Here is a 24,295-nt window from a genome sequence, read left to right on the forward strand (position 1 = left end):
GCCCTGTCGGCGTCGGCCGCAACGAGGCTTCAGCAGCAAGGAGAGAACTCCCCACCATGAAGGTGATCGACAAGGTCCTGCGGATCGGCGAGGGCAAGATCCTGCGTCAGCTCCAGGGCATCGCGAAGATGGTCAACTCGATCGAGGACGACTTCGTCGGGATGTCCGACGAGGAGCTCCGCGGTCAGACCGCGGAGTTCAAGCAGCGGCACGAGAACGGGGAGTCGCTCGACGCGCTGCTGCCGGAGGCGTTCGCGGTCGTCCGGGAGGCGGCCAAGCGGACCCTGCACCAGCGGCACTACGACGTCCAGATCATGGGCGGCGCCGCGCTGCACCTGGGCAACATCGCCGAGATGAAGACCGGTGAGGGCAAGACGCTGGTCGGCACGCTGCCGACGTACCTGAACGCCCTGTCCGGCAAGGGCGTGCACGTGGTCACGGTGAACGACTACCTGGCCAAGTACCAGGCCGAGTGGATGGGCCGGGTGTACCACTTCCTCGGCCTCGACTACGGCGTGATCCTGCCGCAGATGACGCCGGCCGAGCGCCGGGTCGCCTACGCCAAGGACATCACCTACGGCACCAACAACGAGTTCGGCTTCGACTACCTGCGCGACAACATGGCGCAGAGCATCGACGACTGCGTCCAGCGCGAGCACAACTACGCGATCGTGGACGAGGTGGACTCGATCCTGGTCGACGAGGCGCGGACCCCGCTGATCATCTCCGGCCCGGCCGAGGACTCCCAGCGCTGGTACGTCGAGATGGCCCGGATCGCTTCCACGCTGAAGCCCCGGATCGCCGACGACAAGGTGCCGGAGGAGCAGCGCCCGGTCGCCGACTACGAGGTGGACGAGAAGAAGCGCACCGTCGCGATCCTCGAGCGCGGGATCGAGAAGGTCGAGGACCGGCTCGGCATCGACAACCTGTACGAGTCGGCCAACACCCCGCTGATCAGCTACCTGAACAACGCGCTGAAGGCGAAGGACCTGTTCCGCCGCGACAAGGACTACGTGGTCGTCGACAACGAGGTGCTGATCGTCGACGAGCACACCGGCCGGACGCTGCACGGCCGTCGCTACAACGAGGGACTCCACCAGGCGATCGAGGCCAAGGAAGGCGTCGAGATCAAGGAGGAGTACCAGACGTTGGCGACGATCACGCTGCAGAACTACTTCCGCCTCTACGAGAAGCTGGCCGGCATGACCGGTACGGCGATGACGGAGGCGGCCGAGTTCCAGAAGATCTACGGCCTCGGCGTCGTGCCGATCCCGACCAACAAGCCGATGATCCGCGCCGACGAGCGGGACCTGATCTTCCGCACCGAGGACGCCAAGTTCGACGCGGTGGTCAAGGACATCGTCGAGGTGCACCGGACCGGCCAGCCGATCCTGGTCGGCACCACCAGCGTGGAGAAGTCCGAGCGGCTGTCCACCCAGCTCCGCAAGGAGAACATCGCGCACGAGGTGCTGAACGCGAAGCAGCACGCGCGGGAGGCGGCGATCGTCGCCGAGGCCGGCCGCAAGGGCGCGGTCACGGTGGCCACCAACATGGCCGGCCGCGGTACCGACATCATCCTCGGCGGCAACCCCGAGTTCCTGGCCGACAAGGAGCTGCGCGCCCGCGGCATCGACCCGGCCGAGGCGATCGAGGAGTACGAGACGGAGTACCCGACCGTCCTCGAGCAGTTCGAGAAGCAGGTCAAGGACGAGCAGGAAGAGGTCCGCGAGGCCGGCGGCCTGTACGTGCTCGGCACCGAGCGGCACGAGTCCCGCCGGATCGACAACCAGCTGCGCGGCCGGTCCGGCCGGCAGGGCGACCCGGGCAAGTCCCGGTTCTACCTGTCCCTGGAGGACGACCTGATGCGGCTGTTCAAGCGCGAGATGGTCGACTGGGCGATGTCGCGCAACAACGACGACAGCCAGCCGCTGGAGAACAAGGTCGTCACCAAGGCGATCGCGTCGGCGCAGTCCCAGGTCGAGGCGCAGAACTTCGAGACCCGGAAGAACATCCTCAAGTACGACGACGTGATGAACCGCCAGCGCCACGTCGTGTACGACGAGCGCCGCCGGGTGCTCGAGGGCGCCGACCTGCGTGACCAGGTGCAGGACATGCTCGAGGAGACCGTCACCGGCTACGTGCAGGGCGCGACCGCGGACGGGTTCGCCGAGGACTGGGACCTGGACGCGCTGTTCACCGCGATGAAGACGCTGTACTCGACCGAGCTGACCGAGGAGCAGCTGGTCGAGGAGGCCGGTGGCGACAAGGCCGGCCTGACCCAGGACTTCCTGATCGAGGCGTTCGTCGCCGACGCCAAGGCGGCGTACGACCGGCGCGAGGAGTCGCTGAGCTCGGACGCGATGCGCGAGCTGGAGCGCCAGGTCGTGCTGAGCGTGCTGGACCGCAAGTGGCGCGAGCACCTGTACGAGATGGACTACCTGCGCGAGGGCATCGGCCTGCGCGCGATGGCGCAGCGCGACCCGCTGGTCGAGTACCAGCGCGAGGGCTACGACATGTTCGCGGCGATGATGGAGTCGATCAAGGAGGAGTCGGTCGCCTTCATCTTCAACGTCGAGGTCAACGTCGAGGCGATTCAGGCCGAGGCCGCCACCCAGGCCCCGGAGGCCGAGAGCCTCGAGGGGCGCCGGATCGAGGACATCCTCACCCCGGGCGCGCCGGTGGCGGAGTTCCCCGGCCGGGACCAGGGCGAGGAGCGGCCGCAGGACACGCCGCGTCCGCGCGACATCCCGCGGCTGCGCGCCAAGGGCCTGACCGGCGACAGCCGCCCGCAGCGGCTGTCCTACTCGGCGCCGACGATCGACGGTGACGAGGAGGTCGCGGTCCACCAGGACGGCGCCGACGAGAACGGCCTGATGTACGCCGGCACCCCGCGCAACGTGGCCTGCCCGTGCGGCTCCGGCAAGAAGTACAAGCGCTGCCACGGCGACCCGCAGTCGGACGTCTACAAGTTCTGAGTTCACCTACTGGGGACCTCGGACATCTGACCAGATGTCCGAGGTCCCTTTGCGTTGTCCGAGCTCCGGCTGTGCGGCGCGTCATGGCCAGGGAGTGGGGGATGTGGTGGTGTGGGGGGATGTGGCTGACGGAGAAGTTTGGATTGTCCGTTCCGCTGGTGGGTGCGCCGATGGCGAACGTGAGCGGCGGTCGGCTGACCGCCGCGATCTCCGCAGCCGGTGGGCTGGGGATGCTCGGCGCCGGGTCCGCGGTGAGCGCCGACTGGATCCGGGCCGAGGGCGCGGTCGCGGCTGAGGGCGGCAAGCCGTACGGCGTCGGCCTGATGGCGTGGTCCGTCAAGGATCACCCGGAGCACCTCGACGCCGTGCTCGAGCTCAAGCCTGCCCTCGTGTCGCTCAGCTTCGGCGACTATGCGCCGTACGTCGGGGCGCTGCACGAGGAAGGCATCGTCGTCGCGATGCAGGCCGGGACGGTGGCCGACGCGCGGGAGGCGATCGACGCCGGGGTGGATGCGATCGTCGCCCGTGGCGCTGAGGCCGGCGGTCACGGGCGCAACGCGGTCGCCACACTTCCTTTGCTGCAAGCGATTCTCGACCTCACCAACCTCCCGGTGCTCGCGGCCGGAGGCATCTCCGGTCCGCGCGGGCTGGCCGCCGTACTGGCTGCTGGGGCGGCCGGCGGTTGGGTCGGTACGGCGTTCCTCACCTGTGCCGAGGCCCTGACGCCGGACTCGGTGCGGGCGCGGGTGATCGAGGCGGACGAGACCGACACGGTGTACGGCACCGTGTTCGACGCGGCCTCACGGGCGGGGTGGCCGGACGAGTTCGGCGGCCGGGCGCTCCGGAACGCCTACTTCGACTCGTGGGAAGGTCGCGAGGAGGAGCTCAAGGCCGACGACGCCGGCCACGACGACTACGTGACCGGGGTCCGCTCCGCCGACCCGGCACGCGCGTCCATCTACGCAGGCCAAGGCGTCGGCGCGCTCACCGCCCAGTCGACCGCCGACGAGGTCGTGCGCTCCTTCGCCGGCTACCGCAGGTACCTCGACGCCGCGCGTTGACCGCCGGCTACCTCCCGCCGCGCTGCGCCCTGAACCACATCACAACCATCGCTGAGATCTTGACGTCCGGCGTTTTAACCGGTTTAGATGTCGTCTAAACCGGTTTAAAGCGTGTCGAGCGAGGTGTGATGAGCAAGCAGCGGCCGACGATCGCCGATGTGGCGAGCCGGGCAGGTGTGTCCAAGGGCGCGGTGTCGTTCGCGCTCAACGGGCGGCCCGGACTGGCCCAGGCGACCGTCGACAAGATCCTCGCCGCGGCCGACGAGCTGGGCTGGCGGCCGAGCAACCGGGCCCGGTCGCTGTCGGTCTCGAAGGCGTTCGCGCTCGGCCTGGTGATCACCCGGGACCCGGATGTGCTGTCCTCGGACCCGTTCTTCTCCGCCTTCATTGCCGGTGTCGAGAGTGTGCTGTCCACCCGCGGGCAGGCCCTGGTCCTGCAGGTCGTCACAGCCGGCGAGGAAGAGGAGGCCGGGTACCGGCGGCTGGCCCAAGACGGCCGCGTCGACGGCGTCTTCCTGTCCGACCTCCGGCACGAGGACCCCCGGATCGACCTGCTGGTCGAGCTCGGGATGCCCGCGGTGACCCTGAACCGGCCGGACGGCACGTCGCCGTTCCCGGCCGTCGTCCTGGACGACCGCCCGGGCACCCGCGCGGTCGTCGAGCACCTCGTCGCGCTCGGCCACACCCGGATCGCGCACGTCGCGGGCCCGCCCGCCTTCGTGCACGCGACCGCGCGGTCGACCGCCTTCGTGGCGGCCCTGGCCGACGCCGGGCTGCAGCCGGCCGCGATCGAGACCGGAGACTTCACCGCCGCGGCCGGGATCGAGGCCACCCGGCGGCTGCTCGCGCTGCCCGAGCCGCCGACCGCGATCGTCTACGCGAACGACCGGATGGCGATCGCCGGCCTCGGTGCCGCCCAGGCAGCCGGGCTGACCGTCCCGGACGACCTGAGCATCGCCGGCTTCGACGACAGCGAACTGGCCGAGTACGTCCACCCCGGCCTGACCACCGTGCGCGCCGACCCGTTCCGCTTCGGCGAGGCGGCCGCCCAGACCCTCAACCAGGTCGTCGACGGCGAGTCCGACGTACCTGATGCCGAGCTGGCGCCCGCCGAGCTCGTCGTACGGCGCTCCACCGCCGCACCACCCCCCGCATAGCGCTATCCCCTGGCGCACTTGGAGGAACCATGAAGTTGCAAGCAGGACTGCTGGCCCTGGTACTGGCCGGCTCGCTCGCCGCGTGTGGCGACGGCGGGGGCGGCGCTGGTGACGCCGACGCCGCGGCCAAGGCCACCGGGCCGATCACCATCTGGTACTCGAACAACAAGGAAGAAGTGGCCTGGGGCAAGCAGATGGTCACGGCCTGGAACACCGCGCACCCGGACCAGAAGGTGACCGCCCAGGAGATCCCGACCGGGAAGAGCTCCGAGGAGGTGATCGGGGCCGCGATCACGGCCGGCAACGCGCCGTGCCTGATCTTCAACACCTCGCCGGCCTCGGTCTCGCAGTTCCAGAAGCAGGGCGGCCTGGTGCCGCTGGACACGTTCAGCGACGGCAAGTCGTACATCGAGGACCGTTCCGGTGACGTGGCCCAGCAGTACAAGTCGACCGACGGCAAGTACTACCAGCTGCCGTGGAAGTCGAACCCGGTGATGATCTTCTACAACAAGAAGGCGTTCGCCAAGGCCGGGATCGACACCGCGAAGCCGCCGCTGGCGACGTACGACGAGTTCCTCGACACCTCGCGCAAGCTGGTCGCCGCGAAGGCCGCGAAGTTCGCCATCTACCCGGCGCCGAGCAACGAGTTCTTCCAGTCCTGGTTCGACTTCTACCCGCTGTACGCGGCCGAGAGCGGCGGCAAGCAGCTGGTCGCCGACGGCAAGGCGACGTTCAACTCCGACGAGGGCAAGAAGGTCGCGCAGTTCTGGCGGACCATGTACGCCGACAAGCTGGCGTCGCAGGAGAAGTACACCGGTGACGCGTTCGTGGACGGCACCGCCGCGATGGCCGTGGTGGGTCCGTGGGCGATCGCGACGTACAAGGGCAAGGTCGACTGGGGCGTGGTCCCGGTGCCGACCTCGGGCGGCAAGCCGGCGAACGAGATCCACACCTTCTCGGACGCGAAGAACGTGGGGATGTACTCGGCCTGCAAGAACCGCGGCACCGCGTGGGAGGTGCTGAAGTTCGCCACCAGCCAGGAGCAGGACGGCAAGTTCCTCGAGGCGACCGGCCAGATGCCGCTGCGCAAGGACGTGGCGTCGGCGTACGCGGACTACTTCGCCAAGAACCCGGACTACAAGACGTTCGCGGACCAGGCGGCCCGCACCGTCGAGGTGCCGAACGTGCCGAACTCGATCACCATCTGGCAGACCTTCCGGGACGCCTACTCCAAGTCGGTCATCTTCGGCCAGGAGGACCCGGGTGCGGCGCTGGACGGCGCGGCGCAGAAGGTCGATCAGCTCGCCGCGCAGTCATGACCCGACTGGCCTCGACCGGCGCAGGGCGGCGGCCCGGCGCCCGGGGTGGGATCCTCGGCCGGATCCTCGGTGAGCATCCGGCCGGGACCGCCTTCGTCACGCCGTACGTCGTGTTCCTGGCGGCCGTGTTCGCCTACCCGCTCGGGTTCGCGGTGTACATGGCGTTCCACGACTACTTCTTCACCGCGCCGGGCGCGATCGTGGAACGGCCGTTCGTCGGGTTCGACAACTTCGTCACGGTGCTCTCGGATCCCGCGGTACGGCGTTCCTTCGTCAACGTGGCCATCTTCCTGGTGATCAACGTGCCGCTGACCGTGGTGCTGGCGCTCGGACTGGCGACCGCGTTGAACGGGGCGATCCGGTGGCGGACGTTCTTCCGGGTCTCGTACTACGTCCCGTACGTGACCGCGAGCGTCGCGGTGGTCGGGGTCTGGCTGTTCCTGTTCAACTCGAACGGGCTGGTGAACTCGATCCTCGGGCCGCTCGCGCCGGACCCGTCCTGGCTGGTGAACTCGGCGCTGGCGATGCCGACCATCGCGGTCTACGTGACCTGGAAACAGCTCGGGTTCTTCATCCTGCTGTACCTGGCGGCGTTGCAGAACGTGTCGAAGGACCTGTACGAGGCGGCGTCGATGGACGGCGCCGGCCGGTGGAAGTCGTTCCTGAACGTGACCGTGCCCGGCGTGCGGCCGGCGACGACCCTCGTCGTACTGCTGGCGACGGTGACCGGGGCGAACCTGTTCACCGAGCCGTACCTGCTGACCGGCGGTGGCGGTCCGGACGGGGCGTCGGCGTCACCGGTGCTGGTGATGTACCAGAAGGGCATCGAGCAGGGGAACCCGGACCTCGGGGCCGCGATCGGGGTGCTGCTCGTGATCGGCGTACTGATCCTGGCGCTGATCGAACGGCGCTTCGTGGGGAGGGAGGACTGATGCGGCTGCGGTTCGTCGCGCTGCTCGCCGGCGCGTTCGTGTTCCTGTTCCCCTTCTACTACATGCTGATCGGATCGCTGCAGGCCGAGCCGGATCCATCGGTCAGTGGGGCGTTCCCGTCGCCGGGGAACCTGACCGGCCACAACTACGTGGAGATCAACAACGAGATCAACCTCGGCCGGTCGCTGATCAACTCGGGGATCTTCACCGGCGGGGTGATCTTCGGGACGCTGGTGTTCGGTGTGCTCGCCGGGTACGCGCTCGCGCGGTTGCGGTTCCGCGGTCGCGGGCTGGTGTTCAACCTGATGCTGCTGGTCCAGGTGGTGCCGTTCCAGCTGCTGACGATTCCGCTGTACGTGCTGATCGTGCGCAGCTACGGGCTGGCCGACTCCTACCTCGGCATGATCCTGCCTTTCGCGATCAACTCCACCGCGGTGTTCGTGTTCCGGCAGTACTTCCTCCAGCTTCCGCAGGAGCTCTTCGACGCGGCCCGGATCGACGGCGCCGGCGAGCTGGGCATCCTGTGGCGGGTGGCGATCCCGTTGGTGAAACCCGCGCTGCTGACTGGTGTGCTGCTGACCTTCATCGGGCCGTGGAACGAGTTCCTCTGGCCGTTCCTGATCACCAAGCAGCAGGACCTGCAACCGCTGGCGGTCTCGTTGTCGAACTACCTGACCACGGTGTCGTCGCGGGCCGCGAACCCGTTCGGCGCGGTGCTCGCCGGGGCGTGCGTGCTGGCCGCGCCCGCGGTGACGTTGTTCCTGATCTTCCAGCGCCGGTTCATCTCCACGAACCTCTCGTCCGGCGTCAAAGGCTAATCCTGAAAGGCTTTGTTGTGACTGTTCCTTACACCCTTACTCGTGTCGGCGTGCTGATGACGCCCGAGCCGGGCAACGAGCTCGAGGCCGAAGGGGTGCTGAACCCGGCCACCGGCCACACCCCGGACGGCACGCTGTACCTGCTGCCCCGGCTGGTTGCTCCGGGCAACGTGTCCCGGGTCGGCCTGGCCGAGGTCGAGCTGGCCGACGGCGTCCCGGTCGGCATCCGGCGCGAAGGCGTCGTACTCGCCCCGGACGAGGGCTGGGAGCGCGGGCTGAACAACGCCGGCGTCGAGGACCCGCGGGTGACCTGGATCCCGTCGCTCGGCACCCACGTGATGACGTACGTCGCTTACGGCCCGCTCGGCCCCAAACCCGCGCTGGCCACCTCGGTCGACCTGCGCTCCTGGGAACGGCTCGGGCCGCTGCACTTCGAGTACCAGCCCGACCTCGACACCGACCTGAACCTGTTCCCCAACAAGGACACCGTGTTCTTCCCCGAACCGGTCACCGGCCCGGACGGTGAGCCGTCGTACGCGATGCTGCACCGGCCGATGTGGGATCTTGGCTGGTTCCGCGAAGGCGAAGGGGTCCACCTTCCGGCCGGCATCAAGGACGACCGGCCCGGGATCTGGGTCTCGTTCGTGCCGGTCGCCGACGTCGAGCGCGATGTGCGCAACCTCGTGCACCTGCGCAACCACCGGCTCGTCGCGATGTCGGAGTACCCCTTCGAGGAGCTCAAGATCGGCGCCGGCCCGGCGCCGCTGCGAGTGCCCGAGGGCTGGCTCGTGATTCACCACGGGGTGACCGGCGAGCAGCCGCAAGGCTTCGACCCCACCACGCAGAAGGTCAGCTACGCGGCCGGCGCGCTGCTGCTCGACGCCACCGACGTGACCAAGGTGATCGCCCGGACCGAGGAGCCGATGCTCGTGCCGGAGACCGACGAGGAGCGGATCGGGACCGTCGGGAACGTGGTGTTCCCGACCGCCATCGAGGAGGTCGACGGAGTGCACTACGTCTTCTACGGAATGGCCGACGCCGCCATCGGCGTGGCCAGATTGGATCGGGTGTCATGAGGATCCGCCGCCGAACCGTCCTCGGCGGCGCCCTCGCTCTGGGCGCTGCGTCTGCGGTCACGTCGCCTGCCTCGGCCACGGGCCGGTTGACCAACCTCGCGCATCTCGACTACCTGCGTACGACGGTGACGCCGCCGGCCGCACCTGGTCACAGCACTTACGGCTCGGGGCCGTTGGGCGTCCTGTGGACCTACGCGGATCGGCAAGCCGACGGCTCGTACAAGCGGATCGGCGGTGGGACCTACGACCCGGTGACCGACACCTACAGTCAGGGTGCGTTCAACGCGGACGACATCTCGCGTGCGGCCGTGGTCTACCTGCGCAGTGGTCGGCTCGACGTTGCCCGGGATCTGCTCCGGGGTCTCACCTACCTGCAGTCGCCCAACGGCAACGTCGTTCTGTGGATGCAGCCGGACGGGAGGCTCAACCCCAGCGCGGAGCCGGTCGAGCTTCCGGATCCGTCGGACTCCGGGCCGTCGTACTGGCTCGCTCGTACGGTCTGGGCGCTGGGGGAGGGGTACGCCGCCTTCCGCCGGGTGGACCGCGGGTTTGCCGAGTTCCTTCGGGATCGGCTCGAGTTGGCGCTGGCCGCGTTGGTGCGGCAGGTGCTGGTTCGGTACGGCGAGTGGCACATCGTCGACGGTCGCCGGGTCCCTGCGTGGCTGATCGTGAACGGTGCTGACGCGACGTCGGAGGCCGTGCTCGGGTTGGCGGCGTACGTGCGTGCTGGTGGGTCTGCGCGGGCTCGGAGGGCGCTGACGCAGTTCGCTTCGGGGATCGCTGCACTGAGTGCCGGGTCGTCGCGCGAGTGGCCGTTCCGGGCGCTGCTGCCTTGGGGTGAGTCGATCGCGGTCTGGCATGCGTGGGGCGTGCAGATGCCGTCAGCGTTGGCTGCTGCCGCGTCCGTCGTGGGCACTCCGGTCGGGCCCGCGATCGGGGACACGGCTGGGTTCACTCCGCTGCTGCTGACCGCGGGCGGGCCGGACAATGGCTGGCTGCCGGCGCCGATCGACCGTACCCAGATCGCTTATGGCGTCGACGCTCGACTGCAGGGCTTGCTGGCTGTCGGACTGGCTGGGACTCGGCAGGTCGCTGCGTTCGTCGCCGCCTGGTACTTCGGCGCGAACCGTGCCGGCGAGGCGATGTACGACGCTGCGACCGGGCGCACGTACGACGGGATCTCGGGCGACGGCGTGATCAACCGCAACTCCGGCGCCGAGTCCACCATCCACGGCCAGCTCTCGATGCTGGCCCTCGACGCCAACCCCGCCCTCGCCGCCCTCGCCCAGCAGTTGGGTGCCGGGCCGCTTGCCCGCTCGGGCCTGCAGGTCGTCGAAGGTGAGTCCGCCTCCGGCGGCAATGTCGTCACTCCGCCGTCCGCGTGGACCGGCGAATCCCAGTGGAGCAACGGTTCCTACGTTGCGCTGACCTCCGGATCATCGGCTGTCTGGACGTTGGAGCCGTCGCCGCAACTGCGTTTGGTGCTCCCGGTCGTCAACCTGCTCGACCCCGGTACGACGAGCTGGACGTCCGGCTCGTCCACCCTGGGAGAGATCGACCACAGCGCTCCTGGGCCGCAAGGCATCTCCGCGGCCCCGGGTGTGCTGCAGCCGATCACGTTGGGTCGACCGCTTCCGCCGTACGCGACGAGCCTCGAGGCGGTTGCCACTACCGGCACGGCTCAGATCGACGCGCTGCTGCTCATCCCCAGCATCAGCACGCTGCAGCTCGGCTCCGCCGTGCTGCTGTCCAGCGTCGACCCGCATCCGCGGACGTTCTCTGTGCGCAGCCAGCCGGGCGCCATCGCGTACAGCTACACGGCTCAGGGCACTCTGCACTCGCGGCGCCAGTTGGCTGGTGGGACCGGCAGTGTTCTCGTCCAGCCGGGTGGATTCACCGTCGTGCTTTGAGTGCTTCGGCGCACCAGTCGGCGACGAAGGCCAGCGCCTGGCCGCGTTGCTGGAAGAGGTGGTGGCTGTCGGCTTGCTGGTGGTAGGCATTGTGGGACGCGTCGGAGGCGGTGGCGAGCAGGCGGGGGAGAAGCCAGGCGTACTTGACGCCGGACGCCATCACGGCGAGGCGAACCAGATCGGGTTCGCCTCGCCAGCCGGCTTCACGCAGGCCCTCCAGATAGTTGTCGATGCACGTCTCGGCAAGCTCGGGCAGTCGTTCGGCCGGCCAGAACAAGTCGAACACGGCATCCGGGATGTGGTTGCCGATGTCCTCACCCAGCGCGCCGTCGCCCATGAACGCCCAGTCGAGCAACGCAAGCTCGCCGGTCGGCCGCTGGATGACGTTGGACACCCAGAGATCGAGGTGGCAACGGGCCCGCGGCAACCGCTCGGTCAGCTCGAGCAGTTCGTTGCGATGGGCAAGCAGGTGTCGCCAGCTCTCGCGCAGTCGGTCCGGCCAGGTGTCTGCGACCAACGGCTGCTGCCAGGCCGCATCGTCGTCGGCCAGGTCCATCGGCACGTCCCGCGTCGTCGAGTAGTCCCGCAGGAAGCCGATCGACGTCCACGGCCGGTGGGTTGGCGGCCGCCCCTGCCACCGCCCCACAGCACGCGCCAACGCGGCATGCCCGGCCAGCGTCAGCTCGGTCCCGGGCGTCCCTTGGATGTCCTCCATCATCAGCACTGCCCTGGGTTCCCCTGCTTCGTTCGGGAGATCGACAACCTCCGCCTCGGGCAGGACCAGGCCGGCGGCGGCGAGTTGCTTGCGGAGTTCGTCGTCGCGATAGACCTCGACCTCGCGACGCCAGTAGTTCCAGTGCCGCGGGTCGTCCGATGCGGCCCACGGCCCGGTTGACGTTGTCGGCTTCCGCAGTACCTTCCGGACTGCCGTGCGTCCGTCCGCGTAGGACACGCGCTCGACGGTCTCGGTCACCGCGTTGAGTGGGTTGTGTCGCAGCGTCTCACTCACAAGCAGCTATGGTGACACGCCCTAGCTGAGGAGCAGGCGTGGCGGCAGACCAGTCAGCGCTTTGACGTCCCGCGTGAAGTGGGCTTGGTCGGCGTACCCGGTGAGTACGGCGACGTCCGCGAGCGCGAGCCCGGTCCGCGCGTGGTCGAGCGCGATGTTCATCCGCAGCACGCGGTCGAGCATCTTCGGCCCGTAGCCGAACGCATGCAGGCACCGCCGGTGCAGCTGGCGCTCGCTCAGCCCGACGCTCCCGGCCAACGAGAGCACGCCGGCTCCGCCGCGAAGCATCCCGCTTCGGACGGCCCGCAGTACCTGTGTGATCAAGCGATCCGGCGGCTCCTCGATCAGGTCCGCCACCGCCAGCTCCAGCGCCAACGCCGGGATCTCGGCCAGTCGCACCTGATCCGCCAGTCGCCGGCTCCGCGTTGGTGACCAGAGATCGACGAGCGGCACGCGTTCGTTGAGGAGCTCCTTCGCCGGTACGCCGAGGAATCGCGGAGCCGTCCCCGGTGCGAACCGGATCCCGGCGTACCGAGTCCCCGCCTCCGCCGAGCCGATCCACGCGCGGCTGTCCGGGCCCGCGATGACCAGTTGGTCGTCCATCAGGAGCAGGTCCATGCAGCCGTCCGGGAGAACGCGGTACTCGCCGCCTTCCGCCGTACGCGTCCACAAAGCCGCGCCCGGCACCCGCGCGGGGCGCTCCCGATACGGCTCGAACTCAGTCACGACCTCAGTCTGTAACCCGCCACCGACAATTCCACACGTGCACGCCGTTCAGCTAGCGTCGGCGCATGCAGTTCGACCGGTACACCGTGATCCTGCTGACGCTCCGGCCGGACGCGCCCGCGATGACCGACGCGGACGCGACCGCCCTCCAGGACCGCCACCTGGCCCACGGCGCGGATATGCAAGAGCGTGGCCTGGTCCTCGCCCGCGGCCCGCTCACCGACCAGGACGACGAACGCTACCGAGGCTTCTCCGTCTGGTCCGTGGACCAGGAAACCGCCCGAACCTACGCCGAAGCCGACCCCGCAGTCCGAGCGGGCCGCCTGGCTGTCACGGTGATGACCTGGATGATGCCCGCCGGCAACCTGAGCTTCGCCAAGGTCCATCCACCCCGGTCGATCGCCGAGGCAACCGCCGACTGAGCACAGCAATCCGATCGTGCTGCTGCTGTCATCCGGTTGCGGCAGCTGGCGGCGTACGTTGGCCGAATCGATCGATCGGATCGGTCTTCGTCGTTCGGGGGAACGAATGCCAGAGAACACCGCGCTGATTCCAGCCCACCAGACAACCGGCTGCCCGGCGACCACTGGGGTGCCGCCGGCCCAGCCGGTCCCACCCAGCGAGTCGATAGCGCAGCAAGCAGCGAAGGAACTCGCCGCCGCCGGTCAACGCGCCGGGGCGACCCGCCCCACACCTCCGCCAGTCTCCGCACCGCTCGCGCGCCACAGCGCCGAGCGGCCTCTGGTCGCGTCGTCAACCACACGGGTTGGCACGCTGCGGTTCACACCTCTGCCCGCTGCCGTCTGCCCACCGCAGCCCCACGCCACCCTGTGGACACGCATCCGATCCCTGTGGAAACGCAGCTGACGATCGCCGACCCGCACCCTCAGCCGAGTTCCAGGGCGGTGCAGACCCAGCGGTTGCGGCGGATCTCGAGGCGGAGTGCGATCGCACGGGACCGATGACCATGCCGAACGTGGGCAGCCACCTCGGCAACGTCCGTCGCCGGACAACAAACCCGGACCGACCGAACCGCACTCCGCTCCTTGGCCCCACGCCCGGTCGCCGTGGTCGTCATCCCCAGCACCCGAACCCGCCGATTCAGCTCAGCGAACACCACATCATCCGTGAACCGCACCAACTGAGAAATCGGCCGATCCCCAGCCAACACCTCAGAAACCGCCTGAGCCAACCGCCCACCCCAAACCCGAACATCCGGCAGGGGGCTTGGGTCGTTGGGGGTTGTGGGGGCGATGCCGACGCGTTTGAGGGCTTGGTGGCGGAGGGCGAGGGTGTTGGTGGGCATGGTGCCGGCGTGGCGGACGGTTGCCGGTACGGCGTGCTGCGACGGGTCGACGTCAACCGCGCGGAGGCGTGGGGTTGCCACGTCGGACAGGCTCGAGTGGGAGTCGGCGGCCTCGGTGAGAGGTGGGACTGGGGCCAGCGTCGGACCGGTCTGGTCCGGGCGTTGGGTGGGGGCCGCGGGGAGGTTTTGCTGGCTCATGTCACTTCTCCTGGTGGGTGGGCGGCACGGGGTTGCCGGTCGCGGGCGGCGGGATACGCAGCACCTGGCCGGGACGAATCAGGTCGGGGTCGGGCCCGATCAGCTGGCGGTTGGCGGCGTACCAGGCCGGCCAACGAGAGGCGATGTCCTGCGGGGTCGCTTGCGGGCCGAGCTCGGTCGCGGCGATGCTCCAGAGCGTGTCGCCGGGTTTCACGACCACCCGGCGAGGCACCCGCACCGGCTGCCCCGACCGCACATCCGTATACCGAACCGCAGCCCCCGCAGTAGGCCGATCCGGCACCCCCACCCGCACCCGCCCATCCCCCGCCACACCCCGGCGACCCCGAGCCTCAGCCGGCCCACCGGTCTGGGGCTGGGAGTCAGCCGGCGCCCCGGCCTGGGACCGGGAGTTAGCCGCGGCACCGGGCTGAGGCAGGGAGTCGGCTGGCGCGCCGGTGTTGGTGCCAGTCCGTTTGGCTGACGGGTTGGGGTCGGGAGCGGCGGTCTGCGGCTGCGGCGCAGGGCGGCGCGGCTCAAGTGGTACAACCCCCTCGGTCCGACCGTCCCGCCGTAGGTCGTGCGGCGCGTGAGCATCCCGCGGCACGACGTCCTGCGGCCTAGCAGCCTGCGTGTGGGTGGTGGATAGGGCCGAGCCGGTCAGGCGGACGGTGGACGGCGGCTCGGTGGTGCGCCAGGTGCTTGCGTTCGGTGTGGTGCCGGTCAGCAGGGTGGAGCGGGGTTCGTTGGTTGGTGGGTGCTCGGTGGTGGGCTGCAGGGTGGAGCGGGGCTCGGTCCAGGGGCGGTTGATGGGGGCGTCGGCCGGCGTGGCGTGGGCGGTGGTGAGGGTCAAGGGGGTCGCGGCGGCCAGACCGAGGGTGGTGCGGAGGAGGGTCCGGGCGGTCCGGGTGGTGATTAGGGCGGCGAGGGCGGAGGCGGCGGCGCCGAGGACGCCTGGAAGCTGTTCCAGAGCGGTTGTCGTGACCGCCAGGGCGAGCCAGGCGTAGGCGATCCAGGCGACTGTGGCGACCGCCAGGACGGTCAGTGAGTCGAGGTCGTGGCTGGTGGCTGCGCCGTACGAACCGGCCGTTATCCAGCGCAATGCCAGGCCGAGGGCGGCCAGCGTCGCCAGGGCGAGCAGGCCCTTCAGTCCTCGGATCATCGCGTTCACCCCACTTAGCCTCTGATCTATGAGTTTGCGTAAGTTTGCGTCTGCTTGACCACTATAGACCGGTAGTGATGCCGGTTCGCAAGTGGAAATGTCACGCAGCGTCGGCTTGGCGCACGGAAGGTGAGCAGGATCGGGTAGGTTCGCCGCCATGCGGTGGGATGCGTTGTTCGCGGACCTGGAGTCGCAGTTCGACGCGCTCCAGGCGGAGGATCTGTACGGCGAAGTGGCGGACCGGATCCGCGCTGAGGTCGGCAAGATCACCGTGCTCGACCGGCTGCGAGGCGCCGTCGACACCGTCGTACGGGTGGAGCTGACGAACGCCGAGCCCGTGCAGGGTCAACTCACCCGGGTCGGGAAGGACTGCCTGCTGATCGAGGCCGAGCGCGCCGAGGAGTGGCTGATCCCGGTTGCCGCGCTGGTCGCCGTACATCGGCTGGGGCCGTGGGCCGAGCCGGCAGTCGGCGCGGTGGCGGGGAAGCTCGGCCTGACGCACCTGCTGCGCGGGATCGCGCGCGACCGCTCACCGGTGACGCTGTTCTGCGGCGGGGCGCCCGTCACCGGGACGATCGACCGGGTCGGGGCGGACTTCCTGGAGCTCGCGGAGCATCCGCTGGACGCGCCGCGGCGGCGGACCGAGGTCTACAACGTGCGCCTGGTGCCGACCCAGGCGCTCTGTGCGGTACGACGCCGCTAGCCCGAGCGCTCCCTAGTTGTGCACGTCCTCCGACTGCTCGGCGTCCTCGCCGAACGGGTGCGCGTCGATGAACTCGCGAGTCTCGGTGTAGAGCCGCTCGATGTACTTCTCCAGCTCACTCGCCTCGACCCGCCACTGCCCGCGCCCGCCGATCTTCACCGCGGGGATGTCACCGCGGCGGACCAGGGCGTACACCTGGTTCGCGGAGATGTTGAGCACCTCGGCGACGTCGGCGAGCTGGAGGAAGCGCGGAGTCGGCATCCGGTCTGCTCCTTCACGTAGTGGCTGGTTCCTTCAGTTTGCCATGGTTGGCGATCGGACGATCCCGTTTGTCCCCAGGCTGACAGCCTGTGGATAGCCGTTCACGGTGTGGTGCCCGGACACGGCAGAATGTCGGCTCAGATGGCGATCGATTGACTGGGGAGTTCGACGTGGTCGACACAGCAGTGCGCGGTACCGGGTTCGGGGCGTCGTCCGTCCCCGCGCAGCGCAACCGGCGGGCCCGGTGGAAGGATGGCCGGCTCGTGCTCGGCGTGCTGCTGGTCGCGATCACCGCGCTGGCCGGCGCCAAGCTGCTCTCGTCCGCCGACGACACCACCACGATCTGGGCGGCCAAACGGGACCTGCCGGCCGGGACCAAGCTGACCGGCGACGACCTCACGACCGCGCGGGTCCGCTTCACCAACGGCGAGGACGCGGGGAGGTATGTCGCTGCCGACGCCGATCTGAAGGGGCTCGTCGTCAGCCGCGCGGTCGACGTGGGCGAGTTCGTGCCCCGGGAAGCGGCCGTCTCCGAGTCGGACAACGACCGCACCGAGTTGCCGCTGTCGGTCGCGACCGGGCGCCTGCCGTCGGACATCGCGGCCGGTGACGACGTCGACATCTGGGTGGTCCCGAAGGACGCGTCGCAGGCGAAGTTGCTCTGGGCAAAGGTCCGGGTGCTCCAGGCCGACGCGGTGAAGGGCGTGGCGGGTGGGTCGGCCCGACGGCAGGTCCTGGTCGGGCTGGCGCCCGACGACCTGCAACGACTGCCGGCCGCGTTGTCCGCGATGAGCACGGGGGAGCCGGTCCTCGTCAGGCGAGGCAACTGATGTCGGTACCAGTCCTCCTGGCCGTGACCGGGGCTCCGTGGGAGGCAGACGTCGTACGGCGGGCCGAGCGTGCGCCCGGGATTCGAGTGGTACGGCGATGTGTCGACATTGCCGACGTGATGGCGGCAGCCGCGAGTGGGCAGGCGCGGGCGGTCCTGCTCGCGGACGATCTGCCCAGGCTCACGTCCGACGCGGTCGCCGCGCTGCATGCGCGCCGGATCGCGGTGGTCGCGCTCGTGGACCCGACCGAGAACGGCGAACCCTTCGGCACCGAGGACAGGCTGAGCCGGATGGGGATCGAGCGCATCCTGCCGGCCGATGTCAGTCCGGAGGATCTCGGCCGGGCGATCACCGACGCGGTCGAGTCGGGTCCGCCGATGTCGGTGTCGCACTTCGCCGGTGGGTTCGTGCCGACGACGCCGGAGACGATGGGCCAGCCGCCGCCGGTCTACAACCAGGGCAGCGGCCGGATGATCGCGGTCTGGGGGCCGACTGGTGCTCCGGGGCGTACGACGGTCGCCGTTGGGCTCGCGTGTGAGCTTGCAGTAAAGGGCGTGCCGACGTTGCTGGCCGATGCCGACGTGTACGGCGGGACGGTCGCGCAGCATCTCGGGATGCTCGATGAGACCTCGGGGCTGGCGGCCGCGGCGCGGTCGGCGGCGAGTGGTGCGCTGGACATGGCGATGCTGGCGAAACATGCGCGGCAGGTCGAGCCGCATCTGCTGGCGCTGACCGGGCTGAGCCGGGCGGACCGCTGGACGGAGCTGCGGCCGGCGGCGATCGAATCGGTCTGGTCGACTGCGCGGATGCTCGCGCCGTGCACAGTCGTGGACGTCGGGTTCTGCATCGAGAGCGACGAGGAGATCTCGTTCGACTCGCTGGCGCCCCGGCGCAACGGCGCGACACTGGCGACGCTCGAGGAGGCCGACGAGGTGGTCGTCGTCGGTACGGCGGACCCGGTCGGCCTCACGCGGTTGATCCGGGCGATCCACGAGCTGCGGTCGGTCGTGCCGTCGGTCAGCACACGGGTGGTGGTGAACCGGGTCCGGTCGGGTCCGCTCGGCAGTTCACCGTCCGATGCGATCGCGGAGGCGCTCGGGCGGTACGCGGGGGTCGAGGCAGCCGCGCAGCTCCCCTTCGACCAGCCGGCGGTGGATGCCGCGATCTCCCACGGTCGCAGCCTCGCCGAGGCCGCCAAGTCCAGCAAGCTCCGCAAGTCCCTCCAGCAGCTGGCGAACACGGTGACCAAAGACCTGTGACGGAAGGCGGGTCAGGGTTGGCTCGGTGGGGAATTGGGGGGAAACCCCACCGACAGCGACGTGGGGATGTGCCAGTGTTTGGGGAGTAGCCGACGCACCTAGGGGAACGTATGTCCGAGGTTCAGGGCCGGCCGGCCGGCACGATGAGTACCGAGCGGCGGTACGGGATCGCCATCTCGGTGGCGCTCATTCTGGGTGGCGTGTACTGGGCGCTGACCGGGCTGACCGAGGAGAGCAAGACGACCCAGGACAGCTACCCGGTCGAGGGGGACTCGCTGACGATCCAGACGACCTCGGTGGACGTCGAGGTGCGGTCCGGGGACGGGCCGGACGTGAAGGTCGAGCGGACGTTCGAGCGCAACGTGTTCGGGTCGGACCCGAAGGAGGACTACGAGGACGGGAAGTTGCAGCTGCGGGACAGCGGCTGCGGGTTCCTGTCGTTCGGGTGCGACACGAACTACGTCCTGACCGTGCCCAAGGACGTCAAGCTGACCGTCGAGAGCTCCAGCGGCGACATCAGGGTGTCCGGGCTGCCAGGCGGGGCGAACCTGAAGTCGAGCTCGGGCAGCATCGAGGCGGACGACGTCGGGGGATCGCTGTGGCTGGAGTCGAGCTCGGGCGATCTCGAGGCGCGGGGGCTGAGCGCGACCACGGTGAGCACGCAGAGCAGTTCGGGGAGCACCGAGCTGGACTTCATCTCCGCGCCGCAGTCGGTGGACGCCGAGTCGAGCTCGGGCGATGTGACGATCCGGATCCCGTCCGGGACCGAGACGTACAAGCTCGACACCGACACCTCCTCAGGGGACGAGACCGCCGACATCCGCAGCGACCCGTCCGCCACCCGCACCATCGACGCCAAGACCTCCTCCGGCGACCTGACCATCGAGTACAACCACTGATTCGCACCCCTGCGGGGTGCGGGAGGTCGGAGGCAGGCGACCGCAGCCGGTGACGCCTGGTGGGTGGGGTGGAGGAAGCTGCCATCGGTTGGGCAGCGGGGTGGTTACGGGGAGTTAGGGGGAGGGCCGCGAGGGTTAGCTCGGGTTTGTGCTGAGTAGGCTTGCGGGCATGTTGGTGGAGGCGGGTGTGCCGCGCGGGTTGCTGGTGGACTGGGGCGGTGTGCTCACTTCCGGGCTGGAGGATGCGCTGCGCCGGTGGGCCGAGGTGGACGGGTTCGACTTCGACTCGTACGTGCAGGCCGTGATGGCCTGGCTGCCCGCCGGGAACCCGGCCGAGGCGGTGGCGGAGGCCGAGCTGAACCCGATCCACGCGCTCGAGCGCGGCCAGCTCGCGGTCCCCGACTTCGAGCGCAAGCTCGCCTCGATCCTGGTCCGCCAAGACGGTTCGCCGGTCCCCGCGGAGGGCCTGATCGAGCGGATGTTCGCGCACTTCGAGCACCAGCCGGCGATGTCCGCGCTGGTCCGCCGGGCCCGCCAGCACGGCATCCGGACCGCCCTGCTGTCGAACTCCTGGGGCAACACCTACCCGCGCGACGCCTGGGACGGCATGTTCGACGACATCGTCATCTCCGGTGAGGTCGGGCTGCGCAAACCCGAGCCGGAGATCTTCCTGCTGGCCGCCCGCCGGCTGGACCTGAAGCCCGAGCAGTGCGTCTTCGTCGACGACCTCGAGCTCAACGTCGAGGGCGCGAAGGCCCTCGGCATGACCGCCGTCCTGCACACCTCGTACGACGACACCCTGAGTGCGCTGCAATCCCTGTTCGGAGTCGACCTGACGTGACCGTGATGTCCACCTCCTCCCCTGCGTCCCGCCCGCTCGTCTCTCGCCGCATCGTCATCGGGGTGGTCGCCTGCGCCGCTCTGGTGGCGCTGGGCGCCTGGGCGTACGGCCTGTTCGGCGGCATGATCGACCTCCGCGTGTACCGGATGGGCGGATCGGTGCTGCTCGACGGCGGTTCGCTGTACGACGCCAAGCTGCCGGGCTCAGGCCTGCCGTTCACCTACCCGCCGTTCGCGGCGATCGCGATGGTGCCGCTGGCCGCCGTACCGTGGAGTGCCGCGCTGGTCGTGTGGACCACGCTGTCGGTGCTGTGCATCACCGCGCTGTGGCGGACGAGCCTGCCGAAGACGGCCTGGTCGTTCTTCAACCAGCGCAAGCGCACCGCCGTGCTGGTCGCGCTCACTGCGCTGTCGCTGCTGCTCGAGCCGGTCTGGCAGACGATCCAGTTCGGCCAGATCAACCTGTTGCTGACCGCAATGATCCTGCTGGACCTGGTGCGGCCGCAGGACGCGCGGCTGCGTGGGTTCTGGCTCGGTGTGGCGATCGGCGTCAAGCTGACCCCGCTGCCGTTGCTGGCGCTGCTCGTGGTCACGAAGCAGTGGCGGGCGCTGCGGAACGCCGTACTGGGTCTGCTGGCGACGATGGCGGTCGGGTTCGCGATCGTGCCGAACCAGTCCTGGCGGTACTGGACCGAGGTGATCCTCGACGCCAACCGGGTCGGCGGTCTCGCCTACAGCGGCAACCAGTCGTTCAACGGCTTCCTGCACCGGCTGGGGAACGACGCGGGCTGGGTGCAGCCCACGTGGTTCCTGTTGTCGGCCGTGTTCGGCCTGCTGGTGCTGTGGATGGCCCGGCGGTACTGGCTCGCCGACGAGCGGGTCACCGCGATCGCCGTGATGGCGCTGGCCGTCCTGTACGCGTCGCCGGTGACTTGGAGCCACCACTGGGTGTGGATCATCCCGCTCGGTGTGAGCCTGATCCGCGCGGTCAACCGGGTCTGGGGTCTCAACCCGGCCGTGGTGACCGGTGTGCTGTTCTACGGCCTGTTCGTGCTGCGGTCGATCTGGTGGGTGCCATTCCGCGACGACCGCGAGCTGGACTGGACGTTCTGGCAGTCCATCCCCGGCAACTCGCACCTGATCCTCGGCATGATCGCGTTCATCGTCCTCGCGGTCACCAGCCGCAGTCTCCCTAAACCAGCGCCCGTAACGGCCGATCGAGCCTGACAGCCAACTCGGCGTCGACGTACGCCGCCTCAGTCAGCAGTACGTCGACACTCGCTCGAAACGCACGCTGCAGCTCAGCAGGCTCCAGCGACCGCACCAGCGTCGCCTCCACCGGAGCAGTGGTGGCGGAGGGCAACAGGTGAAGGCCACGCCCCTGCGAGTGCGGGACACCGTGCCGCAGGCAAGCCAGCATCAGCACGTGGTCCCGCACGCCGCTGATCATGTACTCCGCCTGCCACGCCTTGCCCCGCGCGATGCTGGAGCGCGCATGCAACGCGTACAGCCACGCCATACCGACCAGATCCACCGCAGCGGGGTGGCCCCACGGCGACTGGTCCACAGCCTCACCGAACAGCAGGCGGAAGCCAGGCCCGACTGCCCCGAACGAGCCCGCCGGCGCGAACGCAATGTCCACCTGCAACGTGGACTCAAGCAGGAACACCCGATAGACGGTGTCCCGCGACCACACGTCCGTGTGGTGCACAGCGCCGTACGACGCGTACATCCGGTCGGTCCAGTCAGCCAGTACGGCGTCCTGCGAAGCGCCGGCGGTCAGCCCAAGAGCGAGGTCCACATCGGACCACTCGTCCTCAGCACCCAGCGCAGCCGAGCCAGTCAGCGCAGCACCGGCGACACGCTCGTCGGCCCGGGCCGCTGCCACCAGCGCGTCCCGCAGTGCCTCGCGCTCGGCAACCGTGTACATCACGTGGAAAACAGTAGGAGCAGACCGCCCGTGGTGTAGCCGACCATGACGACGAGCAGCGGCACCTGACCGGCCAGCGCCTTGTTGCGTGGGAAGAGCGCGACGGCGCGGTCGTGGGCCGAGATCACGCCCGCTAGGTGACCGCAGACCACCGCCAGCACCTGGAGGACCGCGATCGTCCCGCTGTGGTTGGTAATGCCGGTGTTCACCGCGAGCAACCCGGTGCCGAACACGTTCGCCCCGTTGCTGAGCGGGTCACTCAGGTAGATGAGCGTCCGCTGCCCCTCGAGGATGAACAGGGTCAGGTAGTGCGCGACGACGTACCCGAGGGCGATCGGTACGACGGAGTGCGCGAACAGCCTGGGGAGCGCCCGGCGCGAGCTGTGCGACAGCCGCCCGGCCAGCAGCGTGGCGCCGGAGTACGTGACCAGCACGAACAGAATGAACCCGATCAGCGCCAGCGTGCCGAGCAGCGTCATCGAGTAGTCGGTGTTCTGCGCCCAGCCGATCCAGGCCGACGAGTTCGAGAAACCGTCGTACGCCGTCGAGCCGAGGAGGGCGGACACCATGCCGACGAGACCGGGCAGCGGCTTCAGGCCGTCCAGGTTCTCCAGCGGGCGGCGGACCACCAACAGTCCGTCGGTACGGCGGCCCCACGGCGACAACCGGGCCATCAGCGAGGCGTAGACCTCGAACGGGTCGCCGGTCGAGAACCAGCGGTCGCCGAACAGGATCGCGCCGAACAGCATGATCACGACGTACAGCGCCATCCAGGCCTGCAGCACCGGGATGGTGGCCCGGTCCGGGGCGACGAGCTCGAGCCAGGTGAAGGCGAAAATGCCCAGTGTCGCCGGCCAGAGGCCGAGCCAGGGCGGGAGCCGGAGCAGGCCCTTCGACGGGGGCTGGCGGAGGACCTTGCACAGCAGCAGGTGGACGGTGCGCAGCGGGTTCAGGGTCCGCCAGACCGGGCCGAGCAGCAGCGAGATCGGCACCAGGCCGACCCAGACCAGGATGTAGATGAAGCCGAAGATCGGGTTGGTCAGCCGGTCCACGCCGAACAGCAGCGCGACCATCGCGTAGCCGAAGATGGCCAGGCCGACCAGCCGGACGATCCAGCGGAACCAGCTCGCGTCGACGGTCCGCGTGATTGCGGCCGGCAACGGCTTTCCGGAGGCGTCGCCGCGGTACTTCGGGTTCCGCCAGGCCAGCGCGAGGACGACGAACGACAGCGCGATCGCGACCGCGGCGCCGCCCACGGCCAGCCCGAACGGGATCGGCAGGTCCTGCCGGCCACCGATCCCGTGCAGCGGGAGCAGAAGAGGAGTGGTCACGAGACGACGAGCTTGGCGACGAGCTTGCCGCTTTCGTGGGTCTCGATCTCGAAGGTGCCCTTCATGTTCGCGGTGAACTTGACCGAGGCGGGCTTGCCCGGGGTCAGCGGGAGCTCCTTGTCGTAGCCGTGGATGTGCAGCTCGTCCGGCGCGTCGCTGATCGCGGTGACCAGGACGGTCTGACCGGCCTTGACCTTGATGCTCGCGCCGCTCGGGTTGACCTTGCCGTTGGCAACGGTGACGTTGATGGTGACGTCGGCCTGCTCACCGGACGGGTCGGCGGTGTTCGACGGGCTGCTCGGGTTCGGCTTGCCCGGCGTCTGGGTCATCGTCGGCAGGTCGGTGGGGGTACTGGAGGGAGCGGTCGCCGACGGGGTCGTGCTCGGACTCGCGCCGCTGTCGGTTTCGTTCCCGCAGCCGGCCAGGACCAGCATGGCCAGGGCGGGGAGGAGAGCGGTGGCGGTGCCGCGAGTGAGCGTCGTACGCATCGGTCGAGGGGCCTTTCGAGGGATCTGTTCAGTTCTCGGGGTGCGGACACACCCTCTTGCCTGACGAACACCAATAGCTCAGTGTTCCCGTACGGCCAGTGTCGCAGC

At 69.3% G+C, this 24,295-nt stretch carries 23 protein-coding genes; 15 read left to right on the forward strand and 8 right to left on the reverse strand.

Annotated features, from left to right (window positions below; all coding sequences use genetic code 11):
• The first annotated feature begins 56 nt into the window (after window positions 1-56).
• From secA to ACIBGM_RS23835, 8 genes are all read left to right on the forward strand, one after another.
• On the forward strand, window positions 57-2,975 hold the full coding sequence (secA, locus tag ACIBGM_RS23800; protein WP_360534825.1) for a preprotein translocase subunit SecA: 2,919 nt from the start codon (window positions 57-59) through the stop codon (window positions 2,973-2,975).
• Between the two features lie 170 nt (window positions 2,976-3,145).
• The gene (locus ACIBGM_RS23805; RefSeq protein ID WP_396386789.1) at window positions 3,146-4,036 is read left to right on the forward strand and encodes an NAD(P)H-dependent flavin oxidoreductase; all 891 of its coding nucleotides are present in this window, start codon (window positions 3,146-3,148) and stop codon (window positions 4,034-4,036) included.
• Between the two features lie 128 nt (window positions 4,037-4,164).
• Window positions 4,165-5,193, forward strand: coding sequence for a LacI family DNA-binding transcriptional regulator (locus ACIBGM_RS23810; RefSeq protein ID WP_360534821.1), 1,029 nt, complete (start codon window positions 4,165-4,167; stop codon window positions 5,191-5,193).
• Window positions 5,194-5,222: 29 nt separating this feature from the next.
• Complete coding sequence (locus tag ACIBGM_RS23815) at window positions 5,223-6,512, forward strand: extracellular solute-binding protein (RefSeq protein WP_396386790.1); 1,290 nt, start codon at window positions 5,223-5,225, stop codon at window positions 6,510-6,512.
• Window positions 6,509-7,444, forward strand: coding sequence for a sugar ABC transporter permease (locus tag ACIBGM_RS23820; protein WP_360534817.1), 936 nt, complete (start codon window positions 6,509-6,511; stop codon window positions 7,442-7,444). The genes ACIBGM_RS23815 and ACIBGM_RS23820 overlap by 4 nt, the downstream gene beginning before the upstream one ends.
• The gene (locus ACIBGM_RS23825; protein WP_396386791.1) at window positions 7,444-8,262 is read left to right on the forward strand and encodes a carbohydrate ABC transporter permease; all 819 of its coding nucleotides are present in this window, start codon (window positions 7,444-7,446) and stop codon (window positions 8,260-8,262) included. The genes ACIBGM_RS23820 and ACIBGM_RS23825 overlap by 1 nt, the downstream gene beginning before the upstream one ends.
• 17 nt (window positions 8,263-8,279) lie before the next feature.
• The gene (locus tag ACIBGM_RS23830; RefSeq protein WP_396386792.1) at window positions 8,280-9,338 is read left to right on the forward strand and encodes a glycosidase; all 1,059 of its coding nucleotides are present in this window, start codon (window positions 8,280-8,282) and stop codon (window positions 9,336-9,338) included.
• Window positions 9,335-11,248, forward strand: coding sequence for a hypothetical protein (locus ACIBGM_RS23835; protein WP_396386793.1), 1,914 nt, complete (start codon window positions 9,335-9,337; stop codon window positions 11,246-11,248). Before ACIBGM_RS23830 ends, ACIBGM_RS23835 begins: the two co-directional genes overlap by 4 nt.
• Here the strand turns inward: ACIBGM_RS23835 and ACIBGM_RS23840 are convergent.
• Window positions 11,232-12,257, reverse strand: coding sequence for an aminoglycoside phosphotransferase family protein (locus ACIBGM_RS23840; protein ID WP_396386794.1), 1,026 nt, complete (start codon window positions 12,255-12,257; stop codon window positions 11,232-11,234). The genes ACIBGM_RS23835 and ACIBGM_RS23840 overlap by 17 nt on opposite strands.
• A 21-nt stretch (window positions 12,258-12,278) precedes the next feature.
• Window positions 12,279-12,983: a helix-turn-helix domain-containing protein gene (locus ACIBGM_RS23845; protein WP_396386795.1), complete on the reverse strand. Its 705-nt coding sequence runs from the start codon at window positions 12,981-12,983 to the stop codon at window positions 12,279-12,281.
• A gap of 65 nt (window positions 12,984-13,048) precedes the next feature.
• Between ACIBGM_RS23845 and ACIBGM_RS23850 the strand changes: the two genes are divergently transcribed.
• On the forward strand, window positions 13,049-13,405 hold the full coding sequence (locus ACIBGM_RS23850) for a YciI family protein (protein ID WP_396386796.1): 357 nt from the start codon (window positions 13,049-13,051) through the stop codon (window positions 13,403-13,405).
• Between the two features lie 464 nt (window positions 13,406-13,869).
• Here ACIBGM_RS23850 and ACIBGM_RS23855 read toward each other — a convergent pair whose 3' ends face one another.
• Both ACIBGM_RS23855 and ACIBGM_RS23860 read right to left on the reverse strand, forming a co-directional pair.
• On the reverse strand, window positions 13,870-14,487 hold the full coding sequence (locus tag ACIBGM_RS23855) for an Rv3235 family protein (RefSeq protein ID WP_360534802.1): 618 nt from the start codon (window positions 14,485-14,487) through the stop codon (window positions 13,870-13,872).
• A 1-nt stretch (window position 14,488) separates the two neighbouring features.
• The gene (locus ACIBGM_RS23860) at window positions 14,489-15,646 is read right to left on the reverse strand and encodes a LysM peptidoglycan-binding domain-containing protein (RefSeq protein WP_360534800.1); all 1,158 of its coding nucleotides are present in this window, start codon (window positions 15,644-15,646) and stop codon (window positions 14,489-14,491) included.
• Window positions 15,647-15,803: 157 nt separating this feature from the next.
• Between ACIBGM_RS23860 and ACIBGM_RS23865 the strand changes: the two genes are divergently transcribed.
• On the forward strand, window positions 15,804-16,349 hold the full coding sequence (locus ACIBGM_RS23865; protein WP_360534798.1) for a hypothetical protein: 546 nt from the start codon (window positions 15,804-15,806) through the stop codon (window positions 16,347-16,349).
• Between the two features lie 12 nt (window positions 16,350-16,361).
• Here ACIBGM_RS23865 and ACIBGM_RS23870 read toward each other — a convergent pair whose 3' ends face one another.
• Window positions 16,362-16,610 (reverse strand): helix-turn-helix domain-containing protein, encoded by a 249-nt coding sequence (locus ACIBGM_RS23870; RefSeq protein ID WP_360534796.1) that lies wholly within the window; start codon window positions 16,608-16,610, stop codon window positions 16,362-16,364.
• Between the two features lie 170 nt (window positions 16,611-16,780).
• Between ACIBGM_RS23870 and ACIBGM_RS23875 the strand changes: the two genes are divergently transcribed.
• The 5 genes from ACIBGM_RS23875 to ACIBGM_RS23895 all read left to right on the forward strand — a co-directional run bounded on the left by ACIBGM_RS23875 (window position 16,781) and on the right by ACIBGM_RS23895 (window position 21,665).
• Window positions 16,781-17,440, forward strand: a complete 660-nt coding sequence (locus ACIBGM_RS23875) for an SAF domain-containing protein (protein WP_360534794.1) — start codon at window positions 16,781-16,783, stop codon at window positions 17,438-17,440.
• Entirely contained in the window at window positions 17,440-18,699 is a 1,260-nt protein-coding gene (locus tag ACIBGM_RS23880) for a hypothetical protein (RefSeq protein WP_360534792.1), read from the forward strand. Before ACIBGM_RS23875 ends, ACIBGM_RS23880 begins: the two co-directional genes overlap by 1 nt.
• Before the next feature lie 110 nt (window positions 18,700-18,809).
• On the forward strand, window positions 18,810-19,598 hold the full coding sequence (locus ACIBGM_RS23885) for a DUF4097 family beta strand repeat-containing protein (protein WP_360534790.1): 789 nt from the start codon (window positions 18,810-18,812) through the stop codon (window positions 19,596-19,598).
• Window positions 19,599-19,767: 169 nt separating this feature from the next.
• Window positions 19,768-20,439 carry an HAD family phosphatase gene (locus ACIBGM_RS23890; protein WP_360534788.1) on the forward strand — a complete coding sequence of 224 codons (672 nt, stop codon included), beginning with the start codon at window positions 19,768-19,770 and terminating at the stop codon, window positions 20,437-20,439.
• A gap of 5 nt (window positions 20,440-20,444) precedes the next feature.
• Complete coding sequence (locus ACIBGM_RS23895) at window positions 20,445-21,665, forward strand: glycosyltransferase 87 family protein (protein ID WP_396386797.1); 1,221 nt, start codon at window positions 20,445-20,447, stop codon at window positions 21,663-21,665.
• Here the strand turns inward: ACIBGM_RS23895 and ACIBGM_RS23900 are convergent.
• The 3 genes from ACIBGM_RS23900 to ACIBGM_RS23910 are packed head-to-tail and all read right to left on the reverse strand — an operon-like array spanning window position 21,631 to window position 24,187.
• A complete protein-coding gene (locus ACIBGM_RS23900) occupies window positions 21,631-22,368 on the reverse strand; it encodes a nucleotidyltransferase domain-containing protein (RefSeq protein WP_396386817.1) in 738 nt (245 codons plus the stop codon). The two genes, ACIBGM_RS23895 and ACIBGM_RS23900, sit on opposite strands and share 35 nt — an antisense overlap.
• Complete coding sequence (locus tag ACIBGM_RS23905) at window positions 22,368-23,699, reverse strand: hypothetical protein (protein WP_360534784.1); 1,332 nt, start codon at window positions 23,697-23,699, stop codon at window positions 22,368-22,370. Before ACIBGM_RS23905 ends, ACIBGM_RS23900 begins: the two co-directional genes overlap by 1 nt.
• Window positions 23,696-24,187, reverse strand: coding sequence for a cupredoxin domain-containing protein (locus tag ACIBGM_RS23910; protein WP_360534782.1), 492 nt, complete (start codon window positions 24,185-24,187; stop codon window positions 23,696-23,698). Before ACIBGM_RS23910 ends, ACIBGM_RS23905 begins: the two co-directional genes overlap by 4 nt.
• Between the last annotated feature and the right edge of the window lie 108 nt (window positions 24,188-24,295).

It is taken from the genome of Kribbella sp. NPDC050470, from assembly GCF_044458365.1.
Classification (GTDB): domain Bacteria; phylum Actinomycetota; class Actinomycetes; order Propionibacteriales; family Kribbellaceae; genus Kribbella.